Raw genomic sequence first — 26,643 nt, forward strand, 5'->3', positions numbered from 1 at the left:
TGCCGCGAGGGCGTCTTCATTGGCGAGGCCGCCATGCCCTCAGCCGAGCGGCAGCGCCGCCGCGCCGCGCCGGAACCGCTCGACGAGGAAGTCGATGAACGCACGCGCGCGCGCCGACTGGTTGCGCTTGTCCGCGTAATAGACGAACAGGTCGGCCGACGGCTGCACGTACTCGGGCAGCACCACGCGCAGCCGGCCGCTCTCCAGGTACTTGGCGAGATCCCATTCCGAGCGCAGCAGGATGCCGTGGCCGTCCAGCGCCCAGCCGAGCACGATGTCGCCGTCGTTGCTCGACAGCATCCCGGTCACCTTGATGCTCTCCGCGTGGCCGTCGCGCATCAGCTTCCAGACGCCGTGCGCATCGTCGTTCTGGCGATGCAGGATGCAGTGGTGCGCGGCCAGGTCGGTCAACGCGAGCGGCGTGCCGTGCCGCTCCAGATAGCGCGGCGAGGCGCACAGGAAGCGCCGGTTCGACATCACGCGCCGCGCGTTCAGGCGCCGGTCCGGCAGCTCGCCGAAGCGCACCGCCAGATCCACGCCGCTGTCCACGAGGTCGATCGGCCGGTCGGTCAGGTCGAGCTGCACCTCCACGTGCGGATGGCGCCGCGCGAACTCGGAGACGAGCGGTGCGATGGTGGTGCGGCCGAAGCCGAGCGTGGCGTTCACGCGCAGCAGCCCGCGCGGCGCCGAGCGGCTCGATGCCACCGCTTCCTCCATCTCGCGCACGTCGGCGAGGATCCGCGTCGCGTAGTGCAGGTAGGTTTCGCCCTCGGCGGTCAGGCTGATGCTGCGCGTGGTGCGGTTCACGAGCCGCACGCCGAGCCGCGCCTCCAGCTGCATCAGCCGCTTGGTGGCCGCGGGCGGCGTCAGGTTCATGTCGCGCGCGGCCGCCGACAGGTTGCCGTGGCGCGCGAGCAGCACGAAGAATTCGAGTTGGGAGGCGAGTTCGGTTTTCACTCAAAGTGAATAAAGAAGTGAGTTTCAGTGAATCATAAGGCCTGGGTCCGCGCCTAACCTAGCGTCTCGTGCAGCCGCCGGCCGTCGGCGGGCCAGAACTTCGGACCCCTCCATGAGAATCGTTGAAATCCGCGAACAGACCCTCCCGATCAGCTCCCCGATCCGCAACGCGTACATCGACTTCAGCAAGATGACGCTGAGCCTCGTCGCGGTGATCACGGACGTGATCCGCGACGGCAAGCCCGTCGTCGGCTACGGCTTCAATTCGAACGGACGCTACGGCCAGGGCATGCTGATGCGCGAGCGCTTCATCCCGCGCGTGATGGAGGCCGATCCGGCCTCGCTCGTCGACGACAGCGGCGAGAATCTCGACGCGCACCGCATCTGGGCCACCCTGTTCCAGAACGAGAAGCCGGGCGGCCATGGCGAGCGCTCGGTGGCGATCGGCACGATCGACATGGCGGTGTGGGACGCGGTCGCGAAGATCGCCGGCAAGCCGCTGTTCCAGCTGCTGGCCGAGCGCTACGGCACGGGCACGCCGGACCGCAAGGTGTTCGTCTACGCGGCGGGCGGCTACTACTACCCGGGCCAGGACCACGGCAAGCTCAAGGACGAGATGCGCAGCTATCTCGACCGCGGCTACACGGTGGTCAAGAAGAAGATCGGCGGCGCGTCGCTCGACGAGGACCTGCGCCGCATCGACTCGATCCTGAGCGTACTCGGCGACGGCCAGCGCCTGGCCGTGGACGCGAACGGCCGCTTCGATCTGGACACCGCGATCCAGTACGCGAAGGCGCTCTCGAAATACGACCTGTTCTGGTACGAGGAAGCGGGCGACCCGCTCGACTACGAACTGCAGGCCACGCTGCGCAACTACTACGACAAGCCGATGGCGACCGGCGAGAACCTGTTCTCGATGCAGGACGCGCGCAACCTGATCCGCCACGGCGGCATGCGCGCCGACCGCGACTGGCTGCAGTTCGACTGCGCGCTCAGCTACGGGCTGGTCGAATACCTGCGCACGCTCGACATGCTGCACCAGCACGGCTGGTCGCGTTCGCGCTGCATCCCGCACGGCGGCCACCAGATGTCGCTGAACATCGCGGCGGGGCTCGGACTCGGCGGCAACGAATCGTATCCGGACCTGTTCCAGCCGTTCGGCGGCTTCCCCGACGGCGTGAAGGTCGAGAACGGCTACATCACGATGCCGGACCTGCCGGGCATCGGCTTCGAGGGCAAGTCGGACCTGTATCGGGTGATGCGGGAACTGTCGTCGAACTGAGCTTGAACCGGGCGGATCGGGTCGGCCGGGCGCGGTGGTGTCGATGATGCCGCCGCCAAGGTCCGGCGGATGATCCGACTGATGGTCCGACCGCGGCCCGGCCGCGTGAGCGCTTGAGGGGGCTCATGCGGCCGGGCCGTTTCTCATTCGGCGGAAGGCAGCCACGCGCCGTGAAAGCCGGCCGGAATCCGCACCGGCAGATGGACCGTGGCCAGCGGCGCGGCGTCGATCGCGGCGGCGTCGAGCACGATCACGTCGCTCGTATCGGTGGCCGCGCGCCAGACGCAGGCCAGCACCCAGCCATCCTCCTCGTCGTCTGCGGCGGCGCCGGGACGCGGCACGAACACCGGCTCGCTGTTCTGGTCGCCGGGCGCGATCGCGTGGCGCACGATCTCGCCGCGGCGCACGTCGACGCGGACGATGCCGCGCATCTCGTCGAGGCGCGGCTGCTCGGCCGCATGGAAGAAGCGATAGGCGCGGCCGGTGCGCCGTTCGTCGATGCGCGGCAGCTCCAGCGCGGCATCGAGCAGCGGCGCTTCCTGCACCGCGCCGCGCGCCAGATCGAACGTATAGCGCCACGGCTGGCCGGGCGGGTTCGCGTCGAAGCCGTTGCCATCCGGCGCGAGCCGCAGGAACCACGGATAGCGGATCGCATCGAGCACGATCCGCGACGGCCCCGCGCCGGTGCCGTCGTCCACGTCGTAGGCGTTGATCACGTGCTGGATGAAGCACGGTGCCACCTCGAACCAGCGCACCGCGCCGCCATGGCGCGGCAGCACGCCGATGCGTGCCGGCCGGCCGTCGTCCCAGCGCAGCGGCATGCGATGGCCGCGCGCGAGCATCGCGAAGTCGTAGACCACGTTCAGGTCCAGCAGCAGGCTGTGCGTCGCGGTGATCGCGAGGTCGTGCATCATCGCGGCGCGCGGCAGCTCGATCTCGAGGTCCACGCGCGTCGCGCCGTCCGGCGCGGCCACCCGATACCGCAGGTACGGCGCGGCCCAATGCGCGCGAAAGCCGATCAGCTCGTCGCTGAGCGGGTCGCGCTTCGGATGCGCGGTCATGCCGTCGGCGAACGCGGGGTGGCGGTCGGCGGGCCCGATCGTCTCCAGCGCCGGCGAGATCGCGAGCGGCATGCCGCCTTCGGCCAGCGCGAGCGTCGTGCCGGCGTGGCGGATCACGTTGACGTTCGGATTCGTGTCGGGCATCGCGTCGACGAGCGCCGGCGCGTGATGCTCGGCCCAGCGCCGCGTGCGCAGCCAGCGGTTGCGGTAGGCGGTGGCGCGGCCGTCGGCGAAATCGATCGCATGCAGCATCGCGGCCTCGGGCCACCACGACAGCAGGTCGTGGCCCGCGAAGCGGCCGGTGAGCGGGTTCGGCCCGTTGCGCACGAGCTGGCCGCGCAGTTCGCGCGGGATCGTGCCGGTGACGCGCAGCGTGGTGTGGCCGGTTTCGGCGGCGACGGGGGCGAGGGCGCCGGCGTTCAGGTCGATGGGGAGCATGGTGGGAAGCGGGGGAGTCGAGGCAAGTTGTAATTTATACCCGGGTATAAATAGGTGGTCAATAATATCCGGATAAAAATATGAGACGCCGTGGGAGGCTTGCTGGCAACGGCGTGGCGTGTTCTCGGGCGTGAGGCCGGTGCCTGCCATTCGCGCGTCGGCGCGTCGGCGCGCCGGGCCGCCGACGCGTCGCGCGAAGCGATGGCCCGCGCGTCGGCCATCGCCCGTGAGGCGGCGCGCCCGCGAACCGCCGATCGATCGCGTCGATATGCGCTCTTTGCGACACGAAACCGCTTCGATATCGTCAGGACGCCGAATCTTGTCGCACCGGCCCGGCTCACGCCGTCCGCCTGCCTCGCTGTCCCTCTCCTGCGGTTCCATCCATCGGGAACGACCATGTCAAATCTGCCGGATCCGTCTTCATCCCCGCATCGCCCAGCGACGCACGAGCCGCCGCCACCACCGCCGCCGGGCGCCTGGCGCATCATGCGCCCGGTGCGCGGCCAGATCCGTTTCGCGATGGCGCTGTCGTCGCTTGCCGCCCTGCTCGGCGTGGGCTTCCTGTTGTCGCTGGCCTGGGCCATCCGGCGCGTCGGCGAGGCGCCCCGGGCCTGGCCGCTCGACGCCGTGCTGGTCGCCTGCCTGTGCCTGGCCGGCGCCTATTTCGCGCGGCTCGCCAGCTTCGGCCAGTCGCATCGCGCGGCGTTCCGGCTCGAAACCATCCTGCGCCGCGAGCTGGTCGATCACGTGGCCCGCGTCTCGCTCGGCACGGTGCAGCAGACGGGCGCCACCGCGCTCGCCAAGGTCGTCCATGACGACGTGAAGGCGCTGCACGTGTTCGTGGCCGACAGCACGCCGTTCTACGCACGCGCGTTCGTCGCGCCGGTCGCGATGCTGGCCGCGCTGGCCTGGCTCGACTGGCGTCTCGCGCTCTGCGTGGTCGCGATGATCGTGGCGGGCGGCGGCGTGCTGTCGTTCGCGATGCGCAGTTCGGTCGAGATCGGGCGCGCCTACCACGCGGCGCGCGAGCGCGTGAGCGCGGCCGTCGTCGAGTTCGTGCAGGCGATGCCGGTGGTGCGGACCTTCGATATCGGCTACGCGACGTTCGGCCGTTATCAGCAGGCACTCGATGCCTATCTGGAAGTGCTGACGGGCTGGTACCGCCGCGCCGGCGCCGCCGCGCGGCTGTCGTCGGCGCTGCTCAATCCGCTGCCGGGGCTGTTCGTGCTGGCGGGGTTCGGCGCCGTGCTGTGCCTGCGCGGGTCGCTCGACTTCGCGACCTGGATCGGCGCGCTGCTGATCGGGGCCGGCGTGGCCGAGGCGGTGCTGCCGATGATGGCGCTCCATCACATGGTCGAGAAGGCGAAGCTGAGCGTGGCGTGGATCGGGCAGATCATGGCGCTGCCGGCCATGAGCCAGCCCGCCGACGGCCGCGTGCCGCGCGACGCGAGCGTGACCTTCGAGCACGTCCGGTTCGGCTACGGTCATGGCGCGCCGGCGCTGCGCGACGTGAGCTTCCACGCCGCGCCCGGCACCACCACGGCGCTGGTCGGCTCGTCCGGCGCGGGCAAGACCACGGTCGCGCAGCTGATCCCGCGCTTTCGCGACGTCGACGCCGGGCGCGTGCTGATCGGCGGCGTGGACGTGCGCGACATCAGCACCGACACGCTGATGGCGCAGGTCGCGTTCGTGTTTCAGGACAGCTTCCTGCTCGCCGACACGATCGCGGCCAACATCCGGCTCGGCTCGCCCGACGCGACGCTGGACGAGGTGGTGGCCGCCGCGCGCGCCGCGCAGGCCCACGACTTCATCGCCGGGCTGCCGGACGGCTATGACACGCCGGCCGGCGAGCGCGGCGTGTTCCTGTCGGGCGGCCAGCAGCAGCGCATCGCGATCGCGCGCGCGATCCTGCAGCGCCGGCCGATCCTCGTGCTCGACGAGGCGACGGCGTTCTCGGACCCCGAGACCGAGGCCGAACTGATCGAGGCACTGTCGCGGCTGATGCGCGGCAAGACCGTGATCATCGTCGCGCACCGGCTGGCCACGATCCGCCATGCCAACCAGATCCTCGTGTTCGACGGCGGGGAGCTGGTCGAACACGGGCGGCACGGCCGGCTGATGGCGCTGGGCGGCGTCTATGCGCGACTGTGGCGCTGCCACGAGCGCGCGCATCGCTGGAGGCTGCGCGGCGAAACAGAACCTGAGGAGTCCGAGGAAACCGGGGAGCCGGCGGACCGGAGCCGACAGGAGGCCGGCGATGAGTGACGTCCGCATCGAAGCGAAGCGTCCGGCCGCGTGGCGCGCCGCCTACCGCCGCCTGCTGGAGGCCGCCGGCGACCACGCCGGCGCGCTGAACCGCAGCCTGATCGGGCTCGCCGTGGCCGCGTTCACGCAGGGGCTCGGCTTCGCCTGCCTGTTCCCGCTGTTCGAGGCCGTCGCCGGCCGGCGCCCGGCGGCGACGGTGTTCGGCTGGCTGGCCGCGCTGGGCGCACTGACGCTCGTCACGGCCATGCTGCGCTGGCGTGCCCAGGGCTTCGAATTCAACGGCCGGCTCGCGCGCGCCACGCACGCGCTGCGCGTGAAGCTCGGCGAACGCCTGCGCCGCATGCCGCTCGAGACGCTGCAGGATTCGCGCTCGGGCGAGCTGAACGCGCTGCTGCTCGGCAGCGTCGACGAGAACCTCAACTACACGATCGCGCTCGCCAACCTGATCCTGGTGGCGAGCGTGACGCCTTGCGTGGTCGCGCTCGCCGCGCTGCTGATCGACTGGCGGATCGGCCTGATGCTGCTGATCATGTTTCCGCTGATCGGCTTGAGTTACCGGTGGCGCCGGCCGGCGCTCGCGCGCGGCGCGCGGACCCTGGCCGACGCGGACCGGCGCCTCGATGCCGACGTGGTCGAGTTCATGCAGGGCCTGCCGGCGCTGCGCGCCGCGCGCGTCGACCTGGCCCGCGCGAGCCGGCTCGACGAAGGGTTCCGGCGCGTCCACGACGTCCAGCTGGCGGCGCTGCGCCGCGAGGCCAGCCCCGGCCTCGCGATCGCGAGCCTCGTCGAACTCGGGCTGCAGCTGGTGGTGGCCGCGGGCCTGACGTGGGTCGTGAACGGCACGCTCGAGCTTGCCGTGGTGGCCGCCGTGATGGTGACCGTCGCGCGTTTTTCCGAGCCGATGGCGACGCTGGTCAGCTACGCGAAACTGCTCGAGCTGATCGCGGCGGCGCTGGCGCGGATCGCGGCGCTGTCGGCGATCGAGCCGCTGCCGCTGCGCGGCGCGCCGCGCGTGCCGACGCGCTTCGACCTCGCTTTCGAGGGCGTGGGATTTCGCTACGCGCGCGGGCAGGCCGACGCGCTCGCCGATTTCGACATGGCGCTGCCGATGCACGGCATGACGGCGCTGGTCGGGCCGTCCGGCTCCGGCAAGAGCACCGTGATGCGCCTGCTGTTGCGTCATGCCGATCCGCAGCGCGGCGCGATCCGGATCGGCGGCGTGGACCTGCGCGAGATTCCGGAGGCCGCGCGGAACGCGCTGATCTCGGTGGTGTTCCAGGACGTCTACCTGTTCGACGACACGGTGCTGGCCAACATCCGGATGGCGCGCCCCGACGCGAGCGACGCCGACGTGCTGGCGGTCGCGCGCGCGGCGCGCTGCGAGGACTTCGTGGCGCGGCTGCCGCAGGGCTGGCAGACCCGGCTCGGCGAGATCGGCGGGCGCCTGTCGGGTGGCGAGCGGCAGCGCATCTCGATCGCGCGGGCGCTGCTGAAGGACGCGCCGATCGTCTGTCTCGACGAACCGACCTCCGCGCTCGACGTGGAAAGCGAGCTGGCGGTCCAGCAGGCGATCGACGTGCTGGTGCGCGACCGCACCGTGATCGTGATCACGCACCGGCTGTCGACGATCGTCGGCGCCGACCGGATTCTCGTCATCGATGGCGGGCGGCTCGTGCAGCAGGGTCGGCACGAGGAACTGCTGAGGACCGAGGGGCGTTATCGCGCGATGTGGATGGCGCAGCGGCACGCGTCGGCGTATCCGTCGCGGCTCGGCGCGGGGGCGGTGTAGGGCGGGGGATGGGCGGAAAGCCGGCGACGCGGGGGCGCGCCGAAACGACATGGCCATGCCGGCATCGGCATGGCCATGCGCCCACCGCATGCGTGAAGCCTCACGTGCGGCAGGCGTGCTACTGCGTCAGGCGATGTTTTCGAGCGACGGGTAGTCGGTATAGCCGGTCGCGCCATCCGCGTAGAACGTCGACGGCACCGGCGCGTTCAGCACCGCGTCGAGTTCGAAGCGGCGCGGCAGGTCCGGGTTCGCGATGAACAGCTTGCCCCAGGCCACCGCGTCGGCCTCGCCGGCGGCGACCACGGCCTTGCCGGTGTCGAGCGTGAAGCTGTCGTTGGCGATCACGGGGCCGCCGAACTCGGCCTTCAGGCGCGGTGCGAGGCGGTCGTCGCTGAGCGGCTCGCGCACGCAGAGGAACGCGACCTTGCGGCGGCCCAGTTCGCGCGCGACGTAACCGAAGGTCGCGGCCGGGTCCGAATCGCTGATCGTATGCGCGGTGCCGCGCGGCGACAGGTGGACGCCCACGCGCTGCGCGCCCCACACCTCGATCGCGGCGTCGGTGGCTTCGAGCAGGAAGCGCGCGCGGTTCTCGATCGAGCCGCCGTAGGCGTCGGTGCGGTGGTTGGTACCGTCCTGCAGGAACTGGTCGGGCAGGTAGCCGTTCGCGCCGTGGACTTCCACGCCGTCGAAGCCGGCCAGCTTCGCGTTCTCGGCGCCCTTGCGATAGGCGGCGATGATGCCGGGGATTTCGTCGAGTTCGAGCGCGCGCGGCGTGACGAACGGGCGTTCCGGACGCAGCAGGCTCACATGGCCGCCCGCGGCGATCGCGCTCGGCGCCACCGGCAGGTCGCCGTTCAGGAACACCGGGTCCGAGATCCGGCCGACGTGCCACAGCTGCATGAAGATCCGGCCGCCCGCGTCGTGGACCGCCTTCGTCACGAGCTTCCAGCCCTCGACCTGCTCGTCCGACCAGATGCCGGGCGTGTTCGCGTAGCCGACGCCCTGCGGCGTGACGGCCGTGGCTTCGGTGAGGATCAGGCCGGCGGAGGCGCGCTCCGCGTAGTAATGCGCCATCAGCGCGTTCGGCACGCGGCCTTCGCTGGCGCGGGCACGCGTGAGCGGCGCCATCACGACGCGGTTGCGCAGCGTCAGATCGCCGATGACGAGCGGATCGAACAGGGTAGGCATGAAGGATTCCTTATCTATCGAAAATGAGGATGCCGGACGAACCGTTCCGCGGACGCGGTCCTGGCTCGGCAACGCCGTTACAGGTTGGTTTGCAACTGATCGAGAAACGCCCGGATCACCGTTTCGTTGCGCCGGAAAAACACCCACTGGCCGAACCGCGAGGATTGCACCAGCCCCGCGCGCTGCAGCGTCGCGAGGTGGGCCGACACGGTCGATTGCGACAGGCCGCAGCGCGCGTCGATCTGGCCCGCGCACACGCCTTCCTGCAGCGACATGTGGACCTGCTCCGGAAAATGCCGGTGGGGCTCCTTGAGCCAGAGCAGGATGTCGCGGCGGACCGGATTGGCGAGCGCCTTGTGAATCGCGTCGATGTCGAGCGTCATGGATGAAAGTCGGTGGAGCAACGGGCTCCGCGTGTATCGTCGTCGAACGAATCATATATCGGGATATCGCGATATATGAAAATAACCACGGCGGGTGGCGGGTTATCGGTGGTTCGTGGGTGAGGAGCGGCGGGCGTTTCACGCGGCGAAGCGGGGCGCCACGGGCGTGCCCGCGCGGCTGCTGTTTCGTGCCGATGCAAAGGAGCGGCGGCGGCGCCGTATCGGCAAGATCGCCGTGCCTCGCGGAGCGGTTCAGCCCCGGTTCGTCGTCGTATGCGTGTCTCGGGCGATGTTCGCGCTTATTGAACCGGACCGCAGCCCGGCTTCAGTCGCGCGACGGTGGATGCCGACGCGCGGTCAAGCACGTTATCCGACGCTGCGTGCCTCGTCGCACCAATGCCGCCACGCCTCGCGATACGCGGCCTCGATATGCACCGCGAAGCGCGGGCCATTCATCAGCGGCGAGGCCGCGAGCCGCTCGCGCAGGCTCGCCCGCATCGCGCCGAGCCGCGGCAGGTCGCGCGCCAGCTCGACGGCGATCTCGACGAAGCGCGCGTCGCTGTCGGCCACCACCTCGCCCAGCCCCAGGTTCGTCGACTGGCTCAGGCCGGCGCGTCCCACCACCGTGTCGCCGATCCGCGTGACGACCGGTACGCCCATCCAGTACGAATCGAGGCTCGTGGTGTGGCCGTTGTACGGGATCGTGTCGAGCCCGATATCGATCCGGTGATAGGTCTGCAGATAGTCGGCGCGCGGCCGGAACGGCGTGAACGCGACCCGTTCGGCCGCGATGCCGTGCCGCGCCAGCTTGTCGAGCAGGCGCGCGCGGGCCGAGCCCTCGGGTGCCATCAGGATCAGCCGGGCGTCCTGCCGCGCGCGCATCACGGCACCCCATAGCTGGAACGAGGCGTCGCCGAGCTTGCACGGATTGTTCAGGCAGCCGAAGGTCGGATAGCCGTTGGCGAGGGCGGGCAGCGCGTTGACGGCCGGCGTATCCGCCAGCGGGTCGTAGCACCAGAACGAATCGGGCAGGCGGATCGAGCGCTCGGTGTACCAGGCATCGGCGCCGGCCGGATCGAGCCACGGGTCGGTCAGCCGGTAGTCGATCGCGTCGATGCCGGTGGTGCCCGGATAGGCCAGCCACGCGATCTGCACCGGCGCCGGGCGCCGCGCGAACAGCAGCGGCCGGCTGTCGGCCATGTGCATGCTCAGGTCGATCAGGATGTCGATCCGGTCGTCGCGAATCGTGCCGGCGAGCTGTTCGTCGTCGAGCCGGCTCACGTCGCGCCAGACGTCGGCATGCGCGGCGAGGCGCCGGGTCAGGTCGTCGGGCCGCGCGACGCTCGCGTAGCAGAAGATCTCGAAGTTTCCGTGATCGTGATGCGCGAGCAGCGGCAGCGTGAACAGCGTCTGGCAGTGGTTGCGGAAGTCCGGCGACACGTAGCCGATGCGCAGCCGCCGCGACGGCGTCGCGTCGTTCGGATGCGGCTGGCGCGCGCCGCGCAGCGGCGCTTCATGCCGTGCCGACCAGCGGCGGCATTCCTCGAGGATCGGCCCGGGCTGGTCGGCCTGGAACGACAGTGCATAGACCAGGTTGCCGTGCGCGAGGACGTTGTCGGGATCGCCGGCGAGCGCGCGGCGATAGCTGTCGATGCCCTCGTCCAGGCGCCCCTGGTCCTTCAGCACGTTGCCGAGATTGTTGTGCGTGACGGCATGGTGCGGATCGACCGCGAGCGCGCGGCGCAGATGCGCCTCGGCCTCGTCCATCGCGCCGAGCGTGCGCAGCACCACGGCGAGGTTGTTGAGCGCGGCGAGAAAATCGGGCCGCAGCGCGATCGCGGCGCGAAACGCGTCGGCCGCCTCGTGCAGCTGCCCCGATTCGCGATGGACGATGCCGAGATTGTTGCAGGCGTCGGCATGCGCGGGCGCCTGTTCGATCGCGCGCCGGTAGTGGAGCAGCGCCTCGGGCCGCCGGCCGAGCGCATGCAGCGCGTTGGCCAGGTTGTAGTCGGCTTCGGGGAAGGCCGGGTCCAGTTCCAGGGCGCGCGCGAGCCGCGCCGCGCTGCCCGCGAAGTCGCCGCCGCGATGCAGCGCGACGCCGAGGTTCGCTAGGCCGCATGGCCAGTCGGGGGCGGCCTGTACCGCGGCTTCGAGCAGCGCCACGGCCTCGCCGGTCCGGCCGGCCGCCAGCACCAGCGTGGCGAGGTTCGTCAGCGCGTTGGCGTCGCCCGGATGCAGCGCGACGGCCTGCCGGTAGACGGCTTCGGCGGCGGGCGCGTCGCCCTGCTGGCGGTGGCAGTTGCCGAGATTGTTGAGGGCGTCGGCGTGCGCCGGATCGATGGCCAGCAGCGCGGCGTAGACCTCGACGGCGGCGGCGGTCTCCGCCACGGCCTGCAAGGTCGTGGCCAGCGCGAACAGCGCATCGACCGAGCGGGCGTCGAGCGCCAGCGCCCGCTGATAGGCGTCGATCGCCTCGGCGAAGCATTGCGCGGCGGTGAACACGTGCCCGCGCGCGAGGTGGTAGCGGAGGTTGTCGGGCGCACGGGCCAGCGCGCGGTCGAGCCAGCCGAGCGCCGCCTCGTGGGCACCGCATTGCAGGTTCAGCACGCCGAGGCGAAACATCACGTTCGCCTCGTCCACGGCGCCTGCCAGCGCGCGTTCGTACAGCTCGCGCGCTTCGCCGAGCCGGCCCGCGCCATGGTGCTCCATCGCGAGTGCCAGCATCTGGTTGCTTTCCATCGTTTGCTTGCCGGAGAAACTGTTGTGTCGACGACGCCGTCCCGACGCGGTCTGCCGGGCGGCGCGCCATCCCGATCGGGCGATCCGGGGAACGCAAGCCGCGGCCACGTCGAGACGGGCGGATTCCGGTGGACCATAGCAAGTCGGATCCCGGCGTTGTTTACCGGCATTAATACGTGGTCATATCGCGCGTGGCCTGGTGCTGCGGCATGCGGACCATGTGCGGCGCGGTATTGGCGCGTGATGGCGGCTGGTCGGCCGGTGTCCGGTGGCGTGAAAGCGTTGTCGAGGCCGTGGCGGCCGCCGATCCAGGGTTGTCGACGACACGGCGGTCTGCCTGGAAAATGGCGGCCCGTCGGCTACGGCGTGCCGACGAAGCTTTCCGATGGCAGGAAATGCGCGGTAACCCGTAAGTAACATGCGGCCCGGATGAATGGTGGGCGCCGTGGCCGGGCGGCTGGATGCAAGGTGGTTCCGGGGGAAAGAAAGGGGCCGCTTCGACAGCGCGGCTCGGCGTCGGTTCCAACACGCTATATATATAGTGTGTTGCGCGGCCGGCATCGATCCTCGACCGAGGCACCGGCCGCAGCCTTGGCCCGGCCGTGCAGCGCGGCGGGGCTGTCCTGGCTGATTGTCGTCACCTCATCGCCACCCGCCCGGCACGAGGACCCAGCCCGGGCCTTCCCGCCGCCACGCGCCGGGCACCCAGCGCCGGCCCGGACGCGCGAGTACCCAACGCCCCGGCACCCACACGTATCGGCCGCCGCGCCAGTCCCAGTAGCCGTCGGCCCAGACATAGCGGCGTCCACGCGGCGGCGGCGGGCGGCGGTCATGACGCCGTGGCGGCGGCGCGCGGTTCGGCCGCTCGCCTACCGGCGGCGGTGGTGGCGGCGGCCGGCCCGCTGGCGAGGGAGGCGGCCCCGGCGGCGCGGGCTGCGCGTTCGTGGAGAAGGGCAGGCCACCGGCGCAGGCGGCGCCGGCCATGGCAATGGCTCGAAGGAAATCGCGACGATGCATCGAGAGACTCCGGAAGGATCGGGTTCGCCGCCCGACAGGGCAAGCCTCGCTACGTTAGCGCGGCGCTACGCGAGAAGCATGACAGCCGTTGTAACGAACGTGACGTTGGATGGTCGTCCGCCATCGATGGATGGGGTGTGCGCGCGCGAAAACGTTTTCTCGCGGCGTCGGTGCCGGAAATGCACCAAATTGGGGATGAAAAAGGTATTTATTACCGGATCGGCATTCCTTGCCGGCTGTCTGATGTTGTTTCTTTGCAACCGTCAAGACGGTGACATAAAGGAATGCCTGCCGCGAGCGTGCCAAAAAAGTGCCGTCAAGCGTCCAAAAAAACAAGTCAAAACAAAGGCTTAACGAAGACTACCATTTCCATTATTTCTGGTTTCGGAAAAAGTTATTTCTTTATTCGCGCGTGGCGACCCTAGGGTCCACCCCTAAACTCACGATTCCCAGAACGGCCAACCATCCGGGCGCGCCACGAGAGAAGTGAGGTGGCGCTTCCGGGCGGTTGCAGACCGTTTATGAAACAAGGTCGCAAGGCCTGCCTCTTTTTAAATGAAGGGAGCTCCACGAATGAAAAAGACTCTGATCGTTGCAGCCGCTGCAGCATCGTTCGCAACCGTCGCCCACGCGCAAAGCAGCGTCACGCTGTACGGCGTGCTCGACGCGGGCATCACGTACCAAAGCAACGTTGCCGGCAAGTCGCGCTGGTCGGAAGGCACGGGCATCGACCAAAGCCTGTTCGGTCTGCGTGGTTCGGAAGACCTCGGCGGTGGCCTGAAGGCAATCTTCACGTTGGAAAGCGGCTTCAACCTCGGTAACGGCCGCTTCCAGAACGACGGCGGCATGTTCAACCGTCAAGCGTTCGTCGGTCTGTCGAGCCAATACGGCACTGTCACGCTGGGTCGTCAGTACGATTCCGTGCAGGACTATCTGGCTCCGCTGACGGCAACCGGCTCGTGGGGCGGCACGTACTTCGCCCACGTCGGTAACCTCGACAACCTGAGCACGAACGGCGGCTACGCCACGAACAACTCGATCAAGTTCACGAGCGCGAACTACGCCGGCCTGCAATTCGGCGGCACGTATGCGTTCTCGAACAACACGAACTTCGGCAACAACCGTGCTTACAGCGGCGGCGTGTCGTACCAGTTCCAGGGCCTGAAGCTGGCGGGTGCCTACTCGCAGCTGAACAACCCGGCAGCGACCAACAACACGGGTGGCGCGGTTGACACCAACGCGTTCGGCAACCAAGGCCGTGTCCGCACCTACGGCGCAGCCGCAGGCTATGCATTCGGCCCGGCACAGGTCGGCGCGGCATGGACGCAAGCGCGTCTGGACGACACCGTCACCGGCGGCAACGTTCGCATCGACAACTACGAAGTCAACGGCAAGTACAACCTGACGCCGGCTCTGGGTCTGGGCGTTGCCTACACGTACTCGAACGGCCGTCTCGGCACGAACGACGTGCATTGGAACCAGGTTGGCCTGCAAGCCGACTACTCGCTGTCGAAGCGCACCGACGTCTACGCTCAAGCCGTGTACCAGCGTGCAAGCGGCACGACGGCGTCGATCTACAACGGCGACGCGTTCGCGACGAACGGTTCGTCGGGCATCAACCAGACGACGGCAACGGTCGGCCTGCGTCACCGCTTCTAAGCGTGACGGCTGCCTCCTGGGCAGTCAGCAAAAAGGCGCCTTCGGGCGCCTTTTTTCGTTGATGTCCGCATCGGTGCTGCGAGAGGCGGTGCCGGGAAGACGGCGACGCGATTTCTCGCGAGTGCGTTCGAACGGCGCGGTGCGGGGGTGGCGGCGATTGCCGGCAGTATCGGCGTCTTGATCAAGGGGCGGCGGTAGGCATGGCATGCCGGGGAAGCGACGGCTCCTCAGGCCGCCGCCGCGCCGTGCAACGGCACGAGCGATCGGTCAGCCATTTGTCAGTATTGTTACTCGTATGAAGAAACTGAGGCGAGGCAGGCTGGATTCATGCCCTCATCGTTGCTGTCCATGCAACGGTGTATGTTCAAACTAAGGGTTTTCCCTGTGACAATCCGAGCCTAGACTTCAGTCATTCGCTTCAGACAGACATCGATGCCTGAGGTGGACAAAACCAAAACATCTCGGAGGTAACATCATGAAATCGCTCGTTTATGCTGCTGTCGTCGCTTCGATCCTTGCCGCTCCGGTCGCGTCGTTCGCTCAATCGAACTCGCAGCCGCTGACGCGCGCGGACGTCCGCGCGGATCTGGTTCAACTCGAACAGCATGGCTACGACCCGGTGGCCAGCGACGCGCGGTACCCGAACGACATCCAGGCCGCGGAAGCGCGCGTGCAGCAGTCGCAGCAGACGCTGACGCACGCCGACACCAGCGGCTACGGCGTGCAGCCGGTGGCCGGTTCGCAATCGGGCCGCCGCGCGGTGGCCGCGCCGAACCCGATCGACAGTGTCTATTTCGGCCACTAAGTCGATCATCAAGCGACAGGCCGCCAGCGGTTCGCGAACCGGCGAAGCGGCCCCGAGCCAGCATGACGACGTGGCGAGGCGCCGCCTCGTCACGAATTCGACAGATCAGGTCTGAGGCCCGGGCGAGAACCGCCGGGCGAGTACCACCTCACAGGACCTCCGTCGCCGCACAACGGCGGCTTTGCCCGGACGCGATGCGTTTGGGCATTTTTTGCGCCGGTGCGGCGCACGACGGAGTCGCGACAGCTTGCCTGGGTCGCTTGCCTGACGGGGCAGGACGGCGGGCTCGGCCTATTCGGCGCCCGAGTCGATCGGCGTGCCGTGGATGTAGTGTTCGAGCTGGCTGATCATGTACTGCTGATCGGCGATCACGCTCTTCACCAGGTCACCGATCGAGATCACGCCCAGCAGCTTGCCGCCGTCGAGCACGGGCAGGTGGCGCACGCGGTGCTCGGTCATCAGCGCCATGCACTGGTCGCTGGTCTGCGAGGGTTCGACGTAGCGCACCTTCACGGTCATGATTTCCTCGATGCGCGTCGCCTTCGACGAGCGCTCGAGCAGCACGACCTTGCGCGCGTAGTCGCGCTCCGTGACGATGCCGACGATGTCGTTGCCTTGCGTCACGACGAGCGCGCCGACGCTCTTGATGGCCATCAGTTTCAGCGCGTCGTAGACGGATTCGTCCTTGCCGATCGTGTACACCGTTCGGCCGGCCTCGGGCTTTGATTTGAGAATATTCGCGACGGTTGTGCTCATACGATCTCCGGAAACCGGGCGCCAGACGGGCCCGAGGGAACCAGTATAGAGACGTTCGCGCACCACGGAAGCGGTGCAGAACGCATAACGTAGATTAGCGGTAAACTCCGCCTGCGCGCCACTCCGAACATTCCTTAACTCCGAATTCCCGATGTTTTCCATGTCTTCGCATCCCGTATCACCCCCGGCCGACGAGCATCCGGCCGACGAGCCCGTGACGCTCGTCGCGTCGGCATCGCTGCCGACGCGTTATGGCGTGTTCATGTCTCATGCATTTCGTGTCGACGGCAGCCAGGCCGAACATCTGGCACTCGTGGTGGGCGACGTTGCCGGTCAACAGCCGGTGCTGACGCGGCTGCATTCGGAGTGTCTGACGGGCGACGTGTTCGGCTCGTATCGCTGCGATTGCGGCGAACAACTCGACCTTGCACTGCGCAATATCGTTGCCGAAGGGCGCGGCGTCCTGCTGTACCTGCGCGGCCACGAAGGGCGCGGCATCGGCCTGAGCAACAAGATTCGCGCCTACGCGCTGCAGGAGCAGGGGCGCGATACGGTCGAGGCGAACCGCGATCTCGGCCTGCCCGACGACGCGCGCGAATACGATTCGGCCGCGGCGATCCTGCGGATTCTCGGCGTCACCTCGGTGCGGCTGATGAGCAATAACCCGAAGAAATTCGACACGCTGGTCGCGCACGGCATTCCCGTTTGCGAGCGCGTGGCGCTGCCGGTGCCGATGCGCGACGAGAACGAGCGATATATCCGGACCAAGCAGGTCAAGTTCGGCCATTACTTCGACGAAAACGAGTGATGAATGCAAGGGCCTCTTCGGAGGCCCTTGTCGTATCTGCGGGACGAATCTGCATGGCCCGGCGGGCGGCGTACTGAGCCTCAGGCCGGCAACGAAAACACGGAAATCGCCGCGGCAAGCTGGTTGGTCTGCGTTTTCAGGATGTCGGCCGACGCGCTGGCCTGCTCGACCAGCGCCGCGTTCTGTTGCGTCGTCTGATCCATGTCGGCCACGGCGATGTTCACCTGCTCGATGCCCGAGCTTTGTTCGATCGACGCCGTGCTGATCTCGCCCATGATGGCGGTGACGCGGCGCACCGCATGCACGATCTCCCGCATCGTGTCGCCCGCGCGGCCGACGTGCTGCGAGCCGCCTTCTATTTTCTGGGCCGATTCCTCGATCAGGTTCTTGATTTCTCGCGCGGCGGCCGCGCAGCGTTGCGCGAGGCTGCGGACCTCGCCGGCCACCACCGCGAAGCCCCGGCCGCCTTCACCGGCGCGGGCGGCTTCGACCGCCGCGTTCAGCGCGAGGATGTTGGTCTGGAACGCGATGCCCTCGATCACGCCGATGATGTCGCCGATCTGGTCCGACGACTGGGAAATGCCGCGCATCGTCTCGACCACCTGATCGACCACTTCACCGCCGCGCGCCGCCGTTTCCGACGCGTCGAGCGCCAGCTTGCTGGCCTGCTTCGCGTTGTCGGCGTTCTGCTTCACGGTCGCGGTGATCTGTTCCATGCTCGACGCCGTTTCGCCGAGCGCGGTGGCCTGCTGCTCGGTCCGGCGCGACAGATCGGCATTGCCGGCGGCAATCTCGTTGGATACCGAGGCAATCAGCGTGGCGCCGCTGCGAATCTGCATGATGGAATGCGCGAGCCGTTGCTGCATGCGCTGCATGGCGGCAAGCAGGCTGGTCTGATCGCCTTGGTGCGTGATCACCGACACATCGAGATCGCCGTCGGCGATGCGCGAGGCGATCTGCGCGGCATAGGCCGGTTCGCCCCCCAGCTCGCGCAGGATGCTGCGGGCGACCGCGCCGACGATCAGCGTCACGCCGAAACACAGAATCAGCGTGGCGCCGACGAAGCGCGCCAGGGTTGCATAAAACGCGGTGTCGATATCGTCGATGAAAACCCCGGTGATGATCGTCAAATCCCACGGCTTGAACAGGCGCACGAAATTGATTTTCGGCGCCATCTTGTTGGTCACCGGTTTCAGGAACTGCAGGTCGACGAAACCTTCCCCCTGTTTTTCGGCCAGATCCGCACCGTCCTGAAACACGTGGCGGCCTTGCGGATCGGTGAAGCCGCTCATGTCCTTGCCCTCGAGTTCGGGCCGCAAACCGTGCATGACCACTTTCGCGTGGGCATCGGTAACGACGAGATAGCCGCCGGAACCGTTGTAGCGCATGGCGCGCAGATCCGCCATGGCATTGCGCTGTGCGTCGTCAAGCGACATCGTGCCCGCCGCCGCCAGACCGTTATATCGATCGAGGATGGTGTACGCGATGCTCACGACACTTTGAAGTTCCGTCTGACGATCGGCAATCATGGTGTCGCGCGTCTTGAACGCGCCCCACAAGCCGATTGCCATGAGCCCGATGCACATCGCGGCAATCGCGAGCCAAAGGCGCGCCTTCAATCGAAAACGTTCCATTACCCTGTCTCCTCCTCTTTATCGTTCGATAAAACGTAACGATGCTGCGGTGCGCGCAGTCATTCACTTGGTATTTAACGGCATCGGTGGAAGTAAATTGAATCGATTGTAAATCGTTTGATCGCGTGGGGAGCGTTGTGTGGCTTGGGGGGGCGTTGGGAATGGCGTCGTGCGCGTGGTTATATTATCTGGTTACTTAATATCGATCGTCATTTGATTGGATGGTCGTCGCGATCAAAATGACGGGGATCTTCCTTTGGCGGCACTAGGGAAGTGATTAATGATTTTGAATAACGATTCCGACGTTTCGCGCCACCGGCGCGATCTGGACATGGGTCGCTCGGTCAAAATCATGCGGGCGTCCATATAAGAATGAAAGATGACTCCGTTTTTCTCATTCCGAATCTCAATTCGAGGGTTGTCCCTATTCGGGGACTTCCAATTGGCTCGAGGTTCGCAAGTGCCCGCTTTCCGCGCGTCGCACCGTCGAGGACTGGTTCGCGCCGTCGGAAGCAGTCGATCACGTCCCCCTCCAGCAAATCAAGCAAACGGATACGGTCCTTCAAACCGCCCCACATAACTCAAATGGCAAATCGAAGGCTTCCCGTGAGCCCAGTAATGCAGCAAAAACGCCGGCGGCTCGAGATACGAAGCCGGCTCCGCATCGGGCAGCGTACGCAGCGCGATCTGCGTAACGGTACTGGGACACGTCACCACCGGCACATTACCCACGCGCGTCTGCATCGAGCGATGCACATGCCCGGCGACCACGCGCTCGACGTGCGAATGCGCCGCCAGCGTCGCCGCAAACCGATCGATGTCACGCAGCCCATAAATGTCCAGATACGGAATCCCCGTATCGAACGGCGGATGATGCATGGCCACCAGGGTCGGCCGGTCGCGACAATCCCGCAGCTGCGCATCGAGCCAGTCGAGCGCATGCGAATCCAGCTCGCCGTGATGCCATCCCGGCACCGACGTATCGAGCGCGACGATCCGCACCGCGCCGACATCAATCGTGTAATGCAGCGGCCCCTGCGCCGGCAGATATGCGTGATCGGCAAACGCGCTGCGCAGGTTGTCGCGATGGTCGTGGTTGCCGGGCATGACGGCGAACGGGATCGCCAGCGGCGCGAGCAGGCGCCGCAGCATGGCGTATTCCTCCGGCTTGCCTTCATCGGTCAGATCGCCCGTCACGAGCACCAGGTCGGGGCGCGGCACGAGCGCGTTGAGGCTCGCGATCGCCCGTTCCAGCATGGTGTTCGAATCGACGGTGTCCTGATACAGCACGCCCTCGGGCCGGACATGAACATCGGAGATTTGCGCAATGATCGTCATTTGCGGGTTCCGTGACGGACAGGACAGGTAAGCGGGTTCAAACGCGACGCGCGCCGAATCGATCGAGCCATGCGGGCAGATCGGCGATGCTGTCCAGCACGCTGTCGATCGACCCGGCATGCTGCTCGAGCCACTCGGGACGATGCTTGCCGGTCCTGACGTGCAGCGCGTGGGCGCCGATCGCGCGCGCGCCGGCCATGTCGGTGGCGATGTCGTCGCCGATCACGACGGCGTGCTGCGCGCCGGCGCCGAGTTCGCGCAACGCGGCCTCGAAGAACACGGGCGACGGCTTGCCGGTCACGACGGCCTGCGTGCCGGCGGCGGCCTCCAGCCCGACCACGAACGCACCGCAATCGAGCCGCTCGCCTTCCACGTCGAACCAGAACAGGTTCTTCTGCAGCGCGATCAGCGAGGCGCCGCCGCGCAGCATGCGGAACGCCCGGTTCAGCGTCGCGTAGTCGAACGCGTCGCCGATGTCGCCGATCACGACGAAGTCGGGCTGCACGTCGTCGATGGCGACCGCGTCGAACGCGGCCCGCGCGCTGTCGGGAACGATCAGGTGGCAGCGCTTGCCGGGCTGGGCCAGCAGGTGGCCGACGCAGGCGGTGGTGGCGGTCAGGATCTCGCCGGCGTCGACCTCGATGCCGGCCTCGCCCAGTTGCGCGGCCAGCTCGCGCGGCGTCTTCGCGGTGATGTTGGTGAGCAGGCGGATGCCGAGCCCGGCATCGCGCGCGGCTCGCAAGGCGGCGGCCGCGCCGGGAAGCGCCGCGCCGCGATGCAGCAGCGTGCCGTCGATGTCACAGAGGAGCGTATCAATCATTGCCGGTATTCCTTTGATGTCTTGGCTATGTGGAGCGAAGCGGCGTCTGTCAGGGGCTCGGCATGCCGTCCCGGCAGACGAGGGGAACGATGTCGGGCAGGTTCAGCGCGGGCTGGTCGGGAAGGCCGACCGGCTCGCCGCCGGCATCGACGAGGATGCCCTGCAGCCACGGATCGCGCGACCAGACGGCGTGGTCGCCGCCCTTGCGGCTCGGCTGCACGAATGGCGTCGCGCGTGCGAAGCGCAGCCGCGTGCCGGCGGGCGCCTGCCAGTAGCATCGCATCAACCAGCCCTCGATGCCGGGCAGCTCGCCGGACGCGGCTGCCGGTCCTTCGAGACGATGCCAGCCGTCGCGCATCGATTCGGGCAGCGCGGCGCCCCACGCCTCGATCAGCGTCTCGGGATCGAAGCCGCATGCCGCGAGGCGGCCCGGATGCAGCATCACGAGGCCGTTCTCGGCGGGGTGGAACAGCGCGGCGGAGCGCGCGAGGTCGGGCCGGCCGGCGTCGTCGTAAATCAGCACGCCGGCCTGTTCGAACCAGGCGTTCGGGAACAGGTCGTGATGGATGGGCACCATGCCGTGATCGGAATGCGCGATGCAGCGCAGCGGCTCGGGCGAGGCGGCGAGGCAGGCGTCGATCAGTTCGTCGATCCAGCCGAGCGCGACGTCGAACAGGGCCTCGCCGAGCGGCGCCCACGGCTGGTCGGGCCGGCACGGCGCCAGGTACTTGAGCAGATGGTGCGAGAGCAGATCGATGGCGGGATCGTAGCCGATCACGCAATCGGCATCGGCGGCGCGCACGGCCGCGACGACGTCGGCCGCGAAGCTGTCATGCACGACGCGCATCAGCGCGACGAGCGCGTGCTCGGCCGCGCCGGTGCCGCCTTCGTCGAGGCGCCGCCCAAGCCGCCCGCTGCCGTAGAGGCGCCCCGGGTCGCCAGTGGCGAACGCGGCGCCGCCGTGCATCGCGCGCGATCCCGCCGGCGCGCCCTGCACGTCGACGGCGCGGTAGCCGAAGCTGATCAGGGTGGGCTCGCCGTCGATCCGCATCGCATGCAGTGCAATGGCCCGGAACGCGTTGCCATGCGGCACGTGCGCGCCGAGCGGCAGCGCGAGGCCACGGTCCATCGCCAGATGGCGCGGCGGCGCGGCCGAGCGCGGATCGTGCAGCGTGATGCCGTCGTCACCGGCCTCGACGCGCAGGTCGATGTCGAGCGCGGGAATCGACAGGCGCCCGCCGTCGCGCACGGTGTCGGGCGCGACCGAGAAGCTGCCGCCGTACACGTCGGTGCGGCCCACCAGCGACGCGCCCAGCCGTTCCGGCTGCACGAACGGCACGGCGCACAGCCGGAAGCGCGTCGAGCCGGCGGCCCAACGGTCCCAGACCATCGGGATCTCGCGCGGCCACGCGGTGAATCCGTCCGCGACGGCGAGCGGATCGACGGGCGTGGGCGCCGGCAGCAGGTAGCCGGTCAGGCCATGCCGGGCGACGTCGGTGCCGCTGAAGATCGAGAACAGCGAAGGCGGCGTCTGGCAGTTCGGCGAGAGCGGCTGCAGCGGTATCGCGCGCCCGCCGAGCAGGCAGCGCGTCAGGGTCGAGCCGGGGCGCCGCGCGGCCAGCATCCGGACCAGCCGCCACGACAGCCCGTCGATCAGCAGCCACACGAGCCGTGAGCGCGACGTGCTCATGCGGCGGCCCGCGCGGCGGTATCGAGCAGGCAGCCGGCGAGCGCGTCGACGTGGCCGCGCAGCACCTCGAGCGTGCCGTTGTTGGGCACCACGTAGTCGGCGCGGATCCGGCTCATCTGCTGGTCGAGCGGGCTGTTCTCGACGATCGACAGGTCGTGGCGGCCGTGCAGCCGCATCGCGCGCAGCGCCGGCGAGGTGGCGATCTTGACGATCGCGAACCCCTGCTGGCGCAGATAGGGCCAGTCGGTGGCGTCGTCGCGCAGGTCGTCGTTGATGACGATGTCGGCCTCGCAGCGATCGAGGCGCCGCGCGAAGTTCTTCACGAGGCTCTGCCCGTCGATGCGGCGCAGCTCGGTGGCGATCTGCTCGAGCAGGCGCTGGTCCTGGGCGCCGTCGTGGACGTCACGGCACGCGGCGTCGTAGAACGCGCGTTGCAGTGCGTACAGCGGCGTGGCGAGCTTCAGTATCTCGACGCGCCTGCCGGCCGCCTCGAACGCCTGCCGGAGCAGGGCGGCGGTCGTGCTCTTGCCCGAGCCGCTCGGCGCGACGAGCGCGATGCGAAGGCCTGACTGGATCGACATCGTGGATCTCCCGGGCTAGCTGAGGACGGACAGGCGCGGCAGGCCGAGACGCGACTCCCAGCGCACGCCGGCGATCGCTTCGGCGAGCGCGGCGGGGATCGTGTCGCTGAAGTCCACGCTCGCCACGGCGGCGGGCAGGCCGTGCCAGGTCGAGGTGATGAAGCGGTGCGGCCATTCGAACAGGCCCGGGGCACGCAGCGCGGCCGCGATCGGGGCCGGCCCGAGCGCGTCGATCCGGAACGGCCCGGGCGCGCTCACCTCGGGCAGGCAGACCGACGCGAGCCAGCCGGTGCCGGCGTCGCTCGCCGCGAGCGCCCGGCGCATCGCCTCGGGCGGGCAGAGGCGCTTGTCGGTATCGGCGACGGCCGGATCGGCGGCGACGGCGGCGAGCCCCAGTTGCTCGGCCAGCTCGGGATGCGAGCGCAGCGTGCCGACCCCGACGTGCGGATAGTCGGGCCAGCCGCGCGCGCGCACGCGGCCGTCCACGACGTCGAGCAGCAGCTTGTCGCCCGAGAAGTAGAGATACTCGCCGGAGGCTACGAGGTCGAGCATGGTGGTGGTCTTGCCGGCGCCCTTCACGCCGCCGATGGCGATGATCTCGCCCGCGCGCGTGGCCACCGCGGAGGCATGCATGATGGCCGTGCCCTTCCATTGCTCGACGAGCAGGCCGTAGTAGCGCACGAGTTCGATCAGGTGGATGAACGCGTTCGCGGCGCCGTAGAAATCGACCTGGCGGCGCGCCGGCTCGATCCGGTAGCCGACGCGCAGCTCGGGATCCCAGGCGAGCAGGACGCCATCCTCGCGCGCGAGGAGCACGCGCAGCGTGAAGCCGGGCGCGGTGGTCTCGCGGATGATGGCGGGCGTGGTGCAGCGCGCGATCCAGGCCGCCTCGAAGGCATCGGGCGCGTGCAGCGCGAGCCGCAGGTCGATCTCGGGCACGGCTTCGCCGTGCGAGGCGGGCTCGCTGAAGTAGGGCGAGAGGAATTGCGTGAGTCGCGTCACCAGCGCCGGGTCGGCGTGGTGCGGCGAGAGTTCGAGCGTATAGCGTTGATTGGACAGCAGCACGGTTCGCATGGGTGGCCTCACGGGATGGATCGGTCGGCGCCGGCGGCCTGCAGGAACGCAAGCATCGGCCGGGCCGGTTCGGCAACGAGATGCCGGGAATGCAGGAAGCGATGCACGATCGCGGAGAGTTCGGCGAGTTCGTCGGCGATCGTGGCGGGATCGGCTTCGCCGCGCGTCTTCTGGAAGCGCAGGCTGCCGCGCGAGGTGTGCGCGGGGGCCGAGGGGTCGGCCTCGTTCGCGTGACTCGCGACACAGGTCTCGAACACGACGCTGAAGATATGCCCGCTGCGCGTCGATTCGCATTCGGTCGAGAACGCGACGCGGCGGTAGCCGCCGATCGCCTGCAGCGGCCGGTCCACGACGCTCGCGAGCGACTCCGCGAACGGCGCCTCGATGCGCGCCTCGACGCGGCTCGCGGGCTGCCGCGCATCGGGCGCGGCGCGAAACACCTGGGCGAGCGACAGCTCGAATTCCTCCTTGCGCTTGCGGCTCCAGTGCTCGACCCAGACCTCGCCGGCCGGGATCTCGCGGCACGCGGTGACGTCGTGGTCGAGCAGGCGGAACTCGTCGCCGCTCTGCGCGACGAACGGCGCGGCGCGGCCCGAATCGAGCGTGCCGTACCAGGCCTCGCCGAGCGCGCGTGGCGCGTCGAGGTTCGCGAATTCGAAGCGCTCCTCGAAGACGGTGTCGCTGAAGGCGTAGCGGCATTCCCAGTTGTTGACGGCAAGCCGGTTCGCGCGGAAGGCCCGCAGCAGCGCGTCGGGAAGCGCACCGCGGCCGGCCGGCTGCGCGATCGCGTGGGGCGGGCGCACGAAGGTGGCGCGATGCGTGTCGAGGCGCGTGAGCAGATGGGTGATCTCGACTTGCGTGTCCGACAGCACGGCGATCGCGAGCGGGATGCGCTGGCCGTGCAGGTTGCTGCAATCGAGGCTCGCCTCGTGGGGCGCGGCGGCTTCTATTTCGCCCGCGTTGCCGTCGCCGCGCCAGCGCGCCACCACGCGCCGCGCGCCGCGCAGGTCGGCGACCGAGGTGGCCGCGCCGTGCATCAGGCTGCCGGGCTCGATCGCGAGCAGCGGCGGGTCATCGCCGTCGAACGGCGTGTCGTGGCGAAACTTCCAGCTGCCCAGCAGGATGACTGGGGTGGCGGTCATGGACGGCATGTCGAGGCTCCGGGGGCGGTCACGCGGCGAGCGCGCTCACTTCGCGCGCGAAGTCGAGTTTCGAATAGAGGTCGTGCCGGAAGCCCGGCTCGTGGCGCGCGAGGAATTGCTCGACCACGCCGGAGATCCGTTCGAAGTCGCGCTCGATCTCGCGCAGCGGCTTGAAGGTCCGGCTGCGGCAATACTCGACCTCGATCTGGGCGAAGCCGGCGCGCCCGTCGAGGCTCAGGCAGACGTCGAAATACACGCCGAAGCCATTGCCGGTGGCGAGCGATTCGAGGTTCACGTCGATCCGGGTCCGGCGGAACGGCTGCAGACGCCGCACCGTGGCCGGCGTCATGGCGCGCGCGTGCTCGCCGATCGACGCGAACGCGATCGCCTGGTTGGTGATGAAGTCCTCGCGGCGCAGTTCGGCGTTCTCGACGAACCATTTGCGCTTGACCGCCATCAGGCCGTCGGCCTGCGGAATGAACGCGATATAGCCCGCTTCGGCGGGGTCGCCGATCACGTCGAAGATGTGCGATTCGTAGTCCATGGTCTGGAAATCGCGATCGATCTCGAGCACCAGATCGTCGAGGCGGCCTTCGCCGACGGCGGCATGGAACGCCGTCGCCAGGCGCCACATGTCGGGGATGCGCCGCGAGGTGAACTTGCGTTCGAGCTCCATCTCCGGATGCCAGCGCGTGTACCAGCAGTCGTCGCCGAGCAGCGCGCGTACCGCCGCGGCAGCCTCGCCGGCACATTGCGCGGCGGCGCTCGCCTGCGCCCAGACGAGCGGGTCGAACGGCGGCAGGTCGAGCAGGTGCAGGAACAGCGCGCCGGCCTCGCCCTCGTGGAGGTAGCGGTACACGCCGACCTGCGCGTCGCGCCGGATCAGTGCGAATTCCACGCACGGCAGCGCGCCGGCCAGCGCCGGATCCAGCTCGCCGAGCCGCGTGCGCGAGGCGTGCGTGCGGCGCCGCTGGGCCGCGTTGAAGATCTGGAAGTCGAAGCCGGCGGGGTGATGTGCCACCTCGCGGCGGTTCGCGGTCGTGAGGCTCAGCAGCTGCAGCGTGCCGCTCGGGATGAACAGGCCGTTGTCGCCGTGCCGCGCGAGCGGCGCGGCCAGTTCGGCGATCGCGACGAGCGCGGACGGCGCGGTGGAAACGGGCGCGTTCGCGTCGAACAGCAGCAGGCTGAGATCGGCGGGCGTGGTCATGGCGATCGGT

General features: G+C 68.6%; 21 protein-coding genes. 6 read left to right on the plus strand and 15 right to left on the minus strand.

The annotated features are described in order from the left end of the window. Positions 1-39: 39 nt before the first annotated feature. Positions 40-957, minus strand: coding sequence for a LysR family transcriptional regulator (locus BpN12_RS04580; RefSeq protein ID WP_246794118.1), 918 nt, complete (start codon positions 955-957; stop codon positions 40-42). A 112-nt stretch (positions 958-1,069) separates the two neighbouring features. On the opposite strand from BpN12_RS04580, the gene BpN12_RS04585 reads away from it, so the two are divergent. Further along, positions 1,070-2,239 (plus strand): mandelate racemase/muconate lactonizing enzyme family protein, encoded by a 1,170-nt coding sequence (locus BpN12_RS04585; RefSeq protein ID WP_246794119.1) that lies wholly within the window; start codon positions 1,070-1,072, stop codon positions 2,237-2,239. 143 nt (positions 2,240-2,382) lie between these two features. On the opposite strand, the gene BpN12_RS04590 is transcribed toward BpN12_RS04585, so the two are convergent. Further along, a complete protein-coding gene (locus tag BpN12_RS04590) occupies positions 2,383-3,738 on the minus strand; it encodes a carotenoid oxygenase family protein (protein ID WP_246794120.1) in 1,356 nt (451 codons plus the stop codon). A 486-nt stretch (positions 3,739-4,224) separates the two neighbouring features. Here BpN12_RS04590 and BpN12_RS04595 point away from each other — a divergent pair, with 486 nt between their 5' ends. Both BpN12_RS04595 and BpN12_RS04600 read left to right on the plus strand, forming a co-directional pair. After that, a complete protein-coding gene (locus BpN12_RS04595; RefSeq protein WP_246794624.1) occupies positions 4,225-6,003 on the plus strand; it encodes an ABC transporter ATP-binding protein in 1,779 nt (592 codons plus the stop codon). Next, on the plus strand, positions 5,996-7,792 hold the full coding sequence (locus tag BpN12_RS04600) for an ABC transporter ATP-binding protein (protein ID WP_246794121.1): 1,797 nt from the start codon (positions 5,996-5,998) through the stop codon (positions 7,790-7,792). The genes BpN12_RS04595 and BpN12_RS04600 overlap by 8 nt, the downstream gene beginning before the upstream one ends. 126 nt (positions 7,793-7,918) lie before the next feature. On the opposite strand, the gene BpN12_RS04605 is transcribed toward BpN12_RS04600, so the two are convergent. The 4 genes from BpN12_RS04605 to BpN12_RS04630 all read right to left on the minus strand — a co-directional run bounded on the left by BpN12_RS04605 (position 7,919) and on the right by BpN12_RS04630 (position 13,119). Continuing rightward, complete coding sequence (locus BpN12_RS04605; protein ID WP_246794122.1) at positions 7,919-8,980, minus strand: alkene reductase; 1,062 nt, start codon at positions 8,978-8,980, stop codon at positions 7,919-7,921. A gap of 77 nt (positions 8,981-9,057) precedes the next feature. Next, positions 9,058-9,363, minus strand: coding sequence for an ArsR/SmtB family transcription factor (locus BpN12_RS04610; RefSeq protein WP_246794123.1), 306 nt, complete (start codon positions 9,361-9,363; stop codon positions 9,058-9,060). 366 nt (positions 9,364-9,729) lie between these two features. Further along, positions 9,730-12,102, minus strand: a complete 2,373-nt coding sequence (locus BpN12_RS33285; protein WP_280529127.1) for a tetratricopeptide repeat protein — start codon at positions 12,100-12,102, stop codon at positions 9,730-9,732. A 642-nt stretch (positions 12,103-12,744) separates the two neighbouring features. After that, entirely contained in the window at positions 12,745-13,119 is a 375-nt protein-coding gene (locus BpN12_RS04630; protein ID WP_246794124.1) for a twin-arginine translocation signal domain-containing protein, read from the minus strand. Between the two features lie 573 nt (positions 13,120-13,692). Between BpN12_RS04630 and BpN12_RS04635 the strand changes: the two genes are divergently transcribed. Further along, positions 13,693-14,778, plus strand: a complete 1,086-nt coding sequence (locus BpN12_RS04635) for a porin (RefSeq protein ID WP_246794125.1) — start codon at positions 13,693-13,695, stop codon at positions 14,776-14,778. A 475-nt stretch (positions 14,779-15,253) separates the two neighbouring features. Further along, entirely contained in the window at positions 15,254-15,583 is a 330-nt protein-coding gene (locus tag BpN12_RS04640) for a DUF4148 domain-containing protein (RefSeq protein ID WP_246794126.1), read from the plus strand. Between the two features lie 291 nt (positions 15,584-15,874). Here BpN12_RS04640 and BpN12_RS04645 read toward each other — a convergent pair whose 3' ends face one another. After that, the gene (locus tag BpN12_RS04645; protein WP_246794127.1) at positions 15,875-16,339 is read right to left on the minus strand and encodes a CBS domain-containing protein; all 465 of its coding nucleotides are present in this window, start codon (positions 16,337-16,339) and stop codon (positions 15,875-15,877) included. A 151-nt stretch (positions 16,340-16,490) separates the two neighbouring features. Here BpN12_RS04645 and ribA point away from each other — a divergent pair, with 151 nt between their 5' ends. Beyond that, complete coding sequence (gene ribA / locus BpN12_RS04650) at positions 16,491-17,147, plus strand: GTP cyclohydrolase II (protein ID WP_246794128.1); 657 nt, start codon at positions 16,491-16,493, stop codon at positions 17,145-17,147. A gap of 80 nt (positions 17,148-17,227) precedes the next feature. Here the strand turns inward: ribA and BpN12_RS04655 are convergent, their stop codons facing one another. The 8 genes from BpN12_RS04655 to BpN12_RS04690 all read right to left on the minus strand — a co-directional run bounded on the left by BpN12_RS04655 (position 17,228) and on the right by BpN12_RS04690 (position 26,633). Beyond that, complete coding sequence (locus tag BpN12_RS04655; protein WP_246794129.1) at positions 17,228-18,781, minus strand: methyl-accepting chemotaxis protein; 1,554 nt, start codon at positions 18,779-18,781, stop codon at positions 17,228-17,230. A 540-nt stretch (positions 18,782-19,321) separates the two neighbouring features. Next, positions 19,322-20,119 carry a phosphodiesterase gene (locus BpN12_RS04660; protein WP_246794130.1) on the minus strand — a complete coding sequence of 266 codons (798 nt, stop codon included), beginning with the start codon at positions 20,117-20,119 and terminating at the stop codon, positions 19,322-19,324. Between the two features lie 37 nt (positions 20,120-20,156). Beyond that, a complete protein-coding gene (locus tag BpN12_RS04665; RefSeq protein ID WP_246794131.1) occupies positions 20,157-20,939 on the minus strand; it encodes a TIGR01458 family HAD-type hydrolase in 783 nt (260 codons plus the stop codon). 49 nt (positions 20,940-20,988) lie between these two features. Next, positions 20,989-22,629, minus strand: coding sequence for an alkaline phosphatase family protein (locus tag BpN12_RS04670; RefSeq protein WP_246794132.1), 1,641 nt, complete (start codon positions 22,627-22,629; stop codon positions 20,989-20,991). Next, positions 22,626-23,210, minus strand: coding sequence for a hypothetical protein (locus BpN12_RS04675; protein WP_246794133.1), 585 nt, complete (start codon positions 23,208-23,210; stop codon positions 22,626-22,628). The genes BpN12_RS04670 and BpN12_RS04675 overlap by 4 nt, the downstream gene beginning before the upstream one ends. Before the next feature lie 15 nt (positions 23,211-23,225). Continuing rightward, positions 23,226-24,284 (minus strand): hypothetical protein, encoded by a 1,059-nt coding sequence (locus tag BpN12_RS04680; protein WP_246794134.1) that lies wholly within the window; start codon positions 24,282-24,284, stop codon positions 23,226-23,228. 8 nt (positions 24,285-24,292) lie between these two features. Beyond that, positions 24,293-25,435, minus strand: a complete 1,143-nt coding sequence (locus BpN12_RS04685) for a hypothetical protein (RefSeq protein WP_246794135.1) — start codon at positions 25,433-25,435, stop codon at positions 24,293-24,295. A 19-nt stretch (positions 25,436-25,454) separates the two neighbouring features. Next, entirely contained in the window at positions 25,455-26,633 is a 1,179-nt protein-coding gene (locus BpN12_RS04690) for a hypothetical protein (protein ID WP_246794136.1), read from the minus strand. Positions 26,634-26,643 lie beyond the last annotated feature (10 nt).

It is taken from the genome of Burkholderia perseverans, from assembly GCF_022870505.1.
Taxonomy (GTDB): domain Bacteria; phylum Pseudomonadota; class Gammaproteobacteria; order Burkholderiales; family Burkholderiaceae; genus Burkholderia; species Burkholderia plantarii.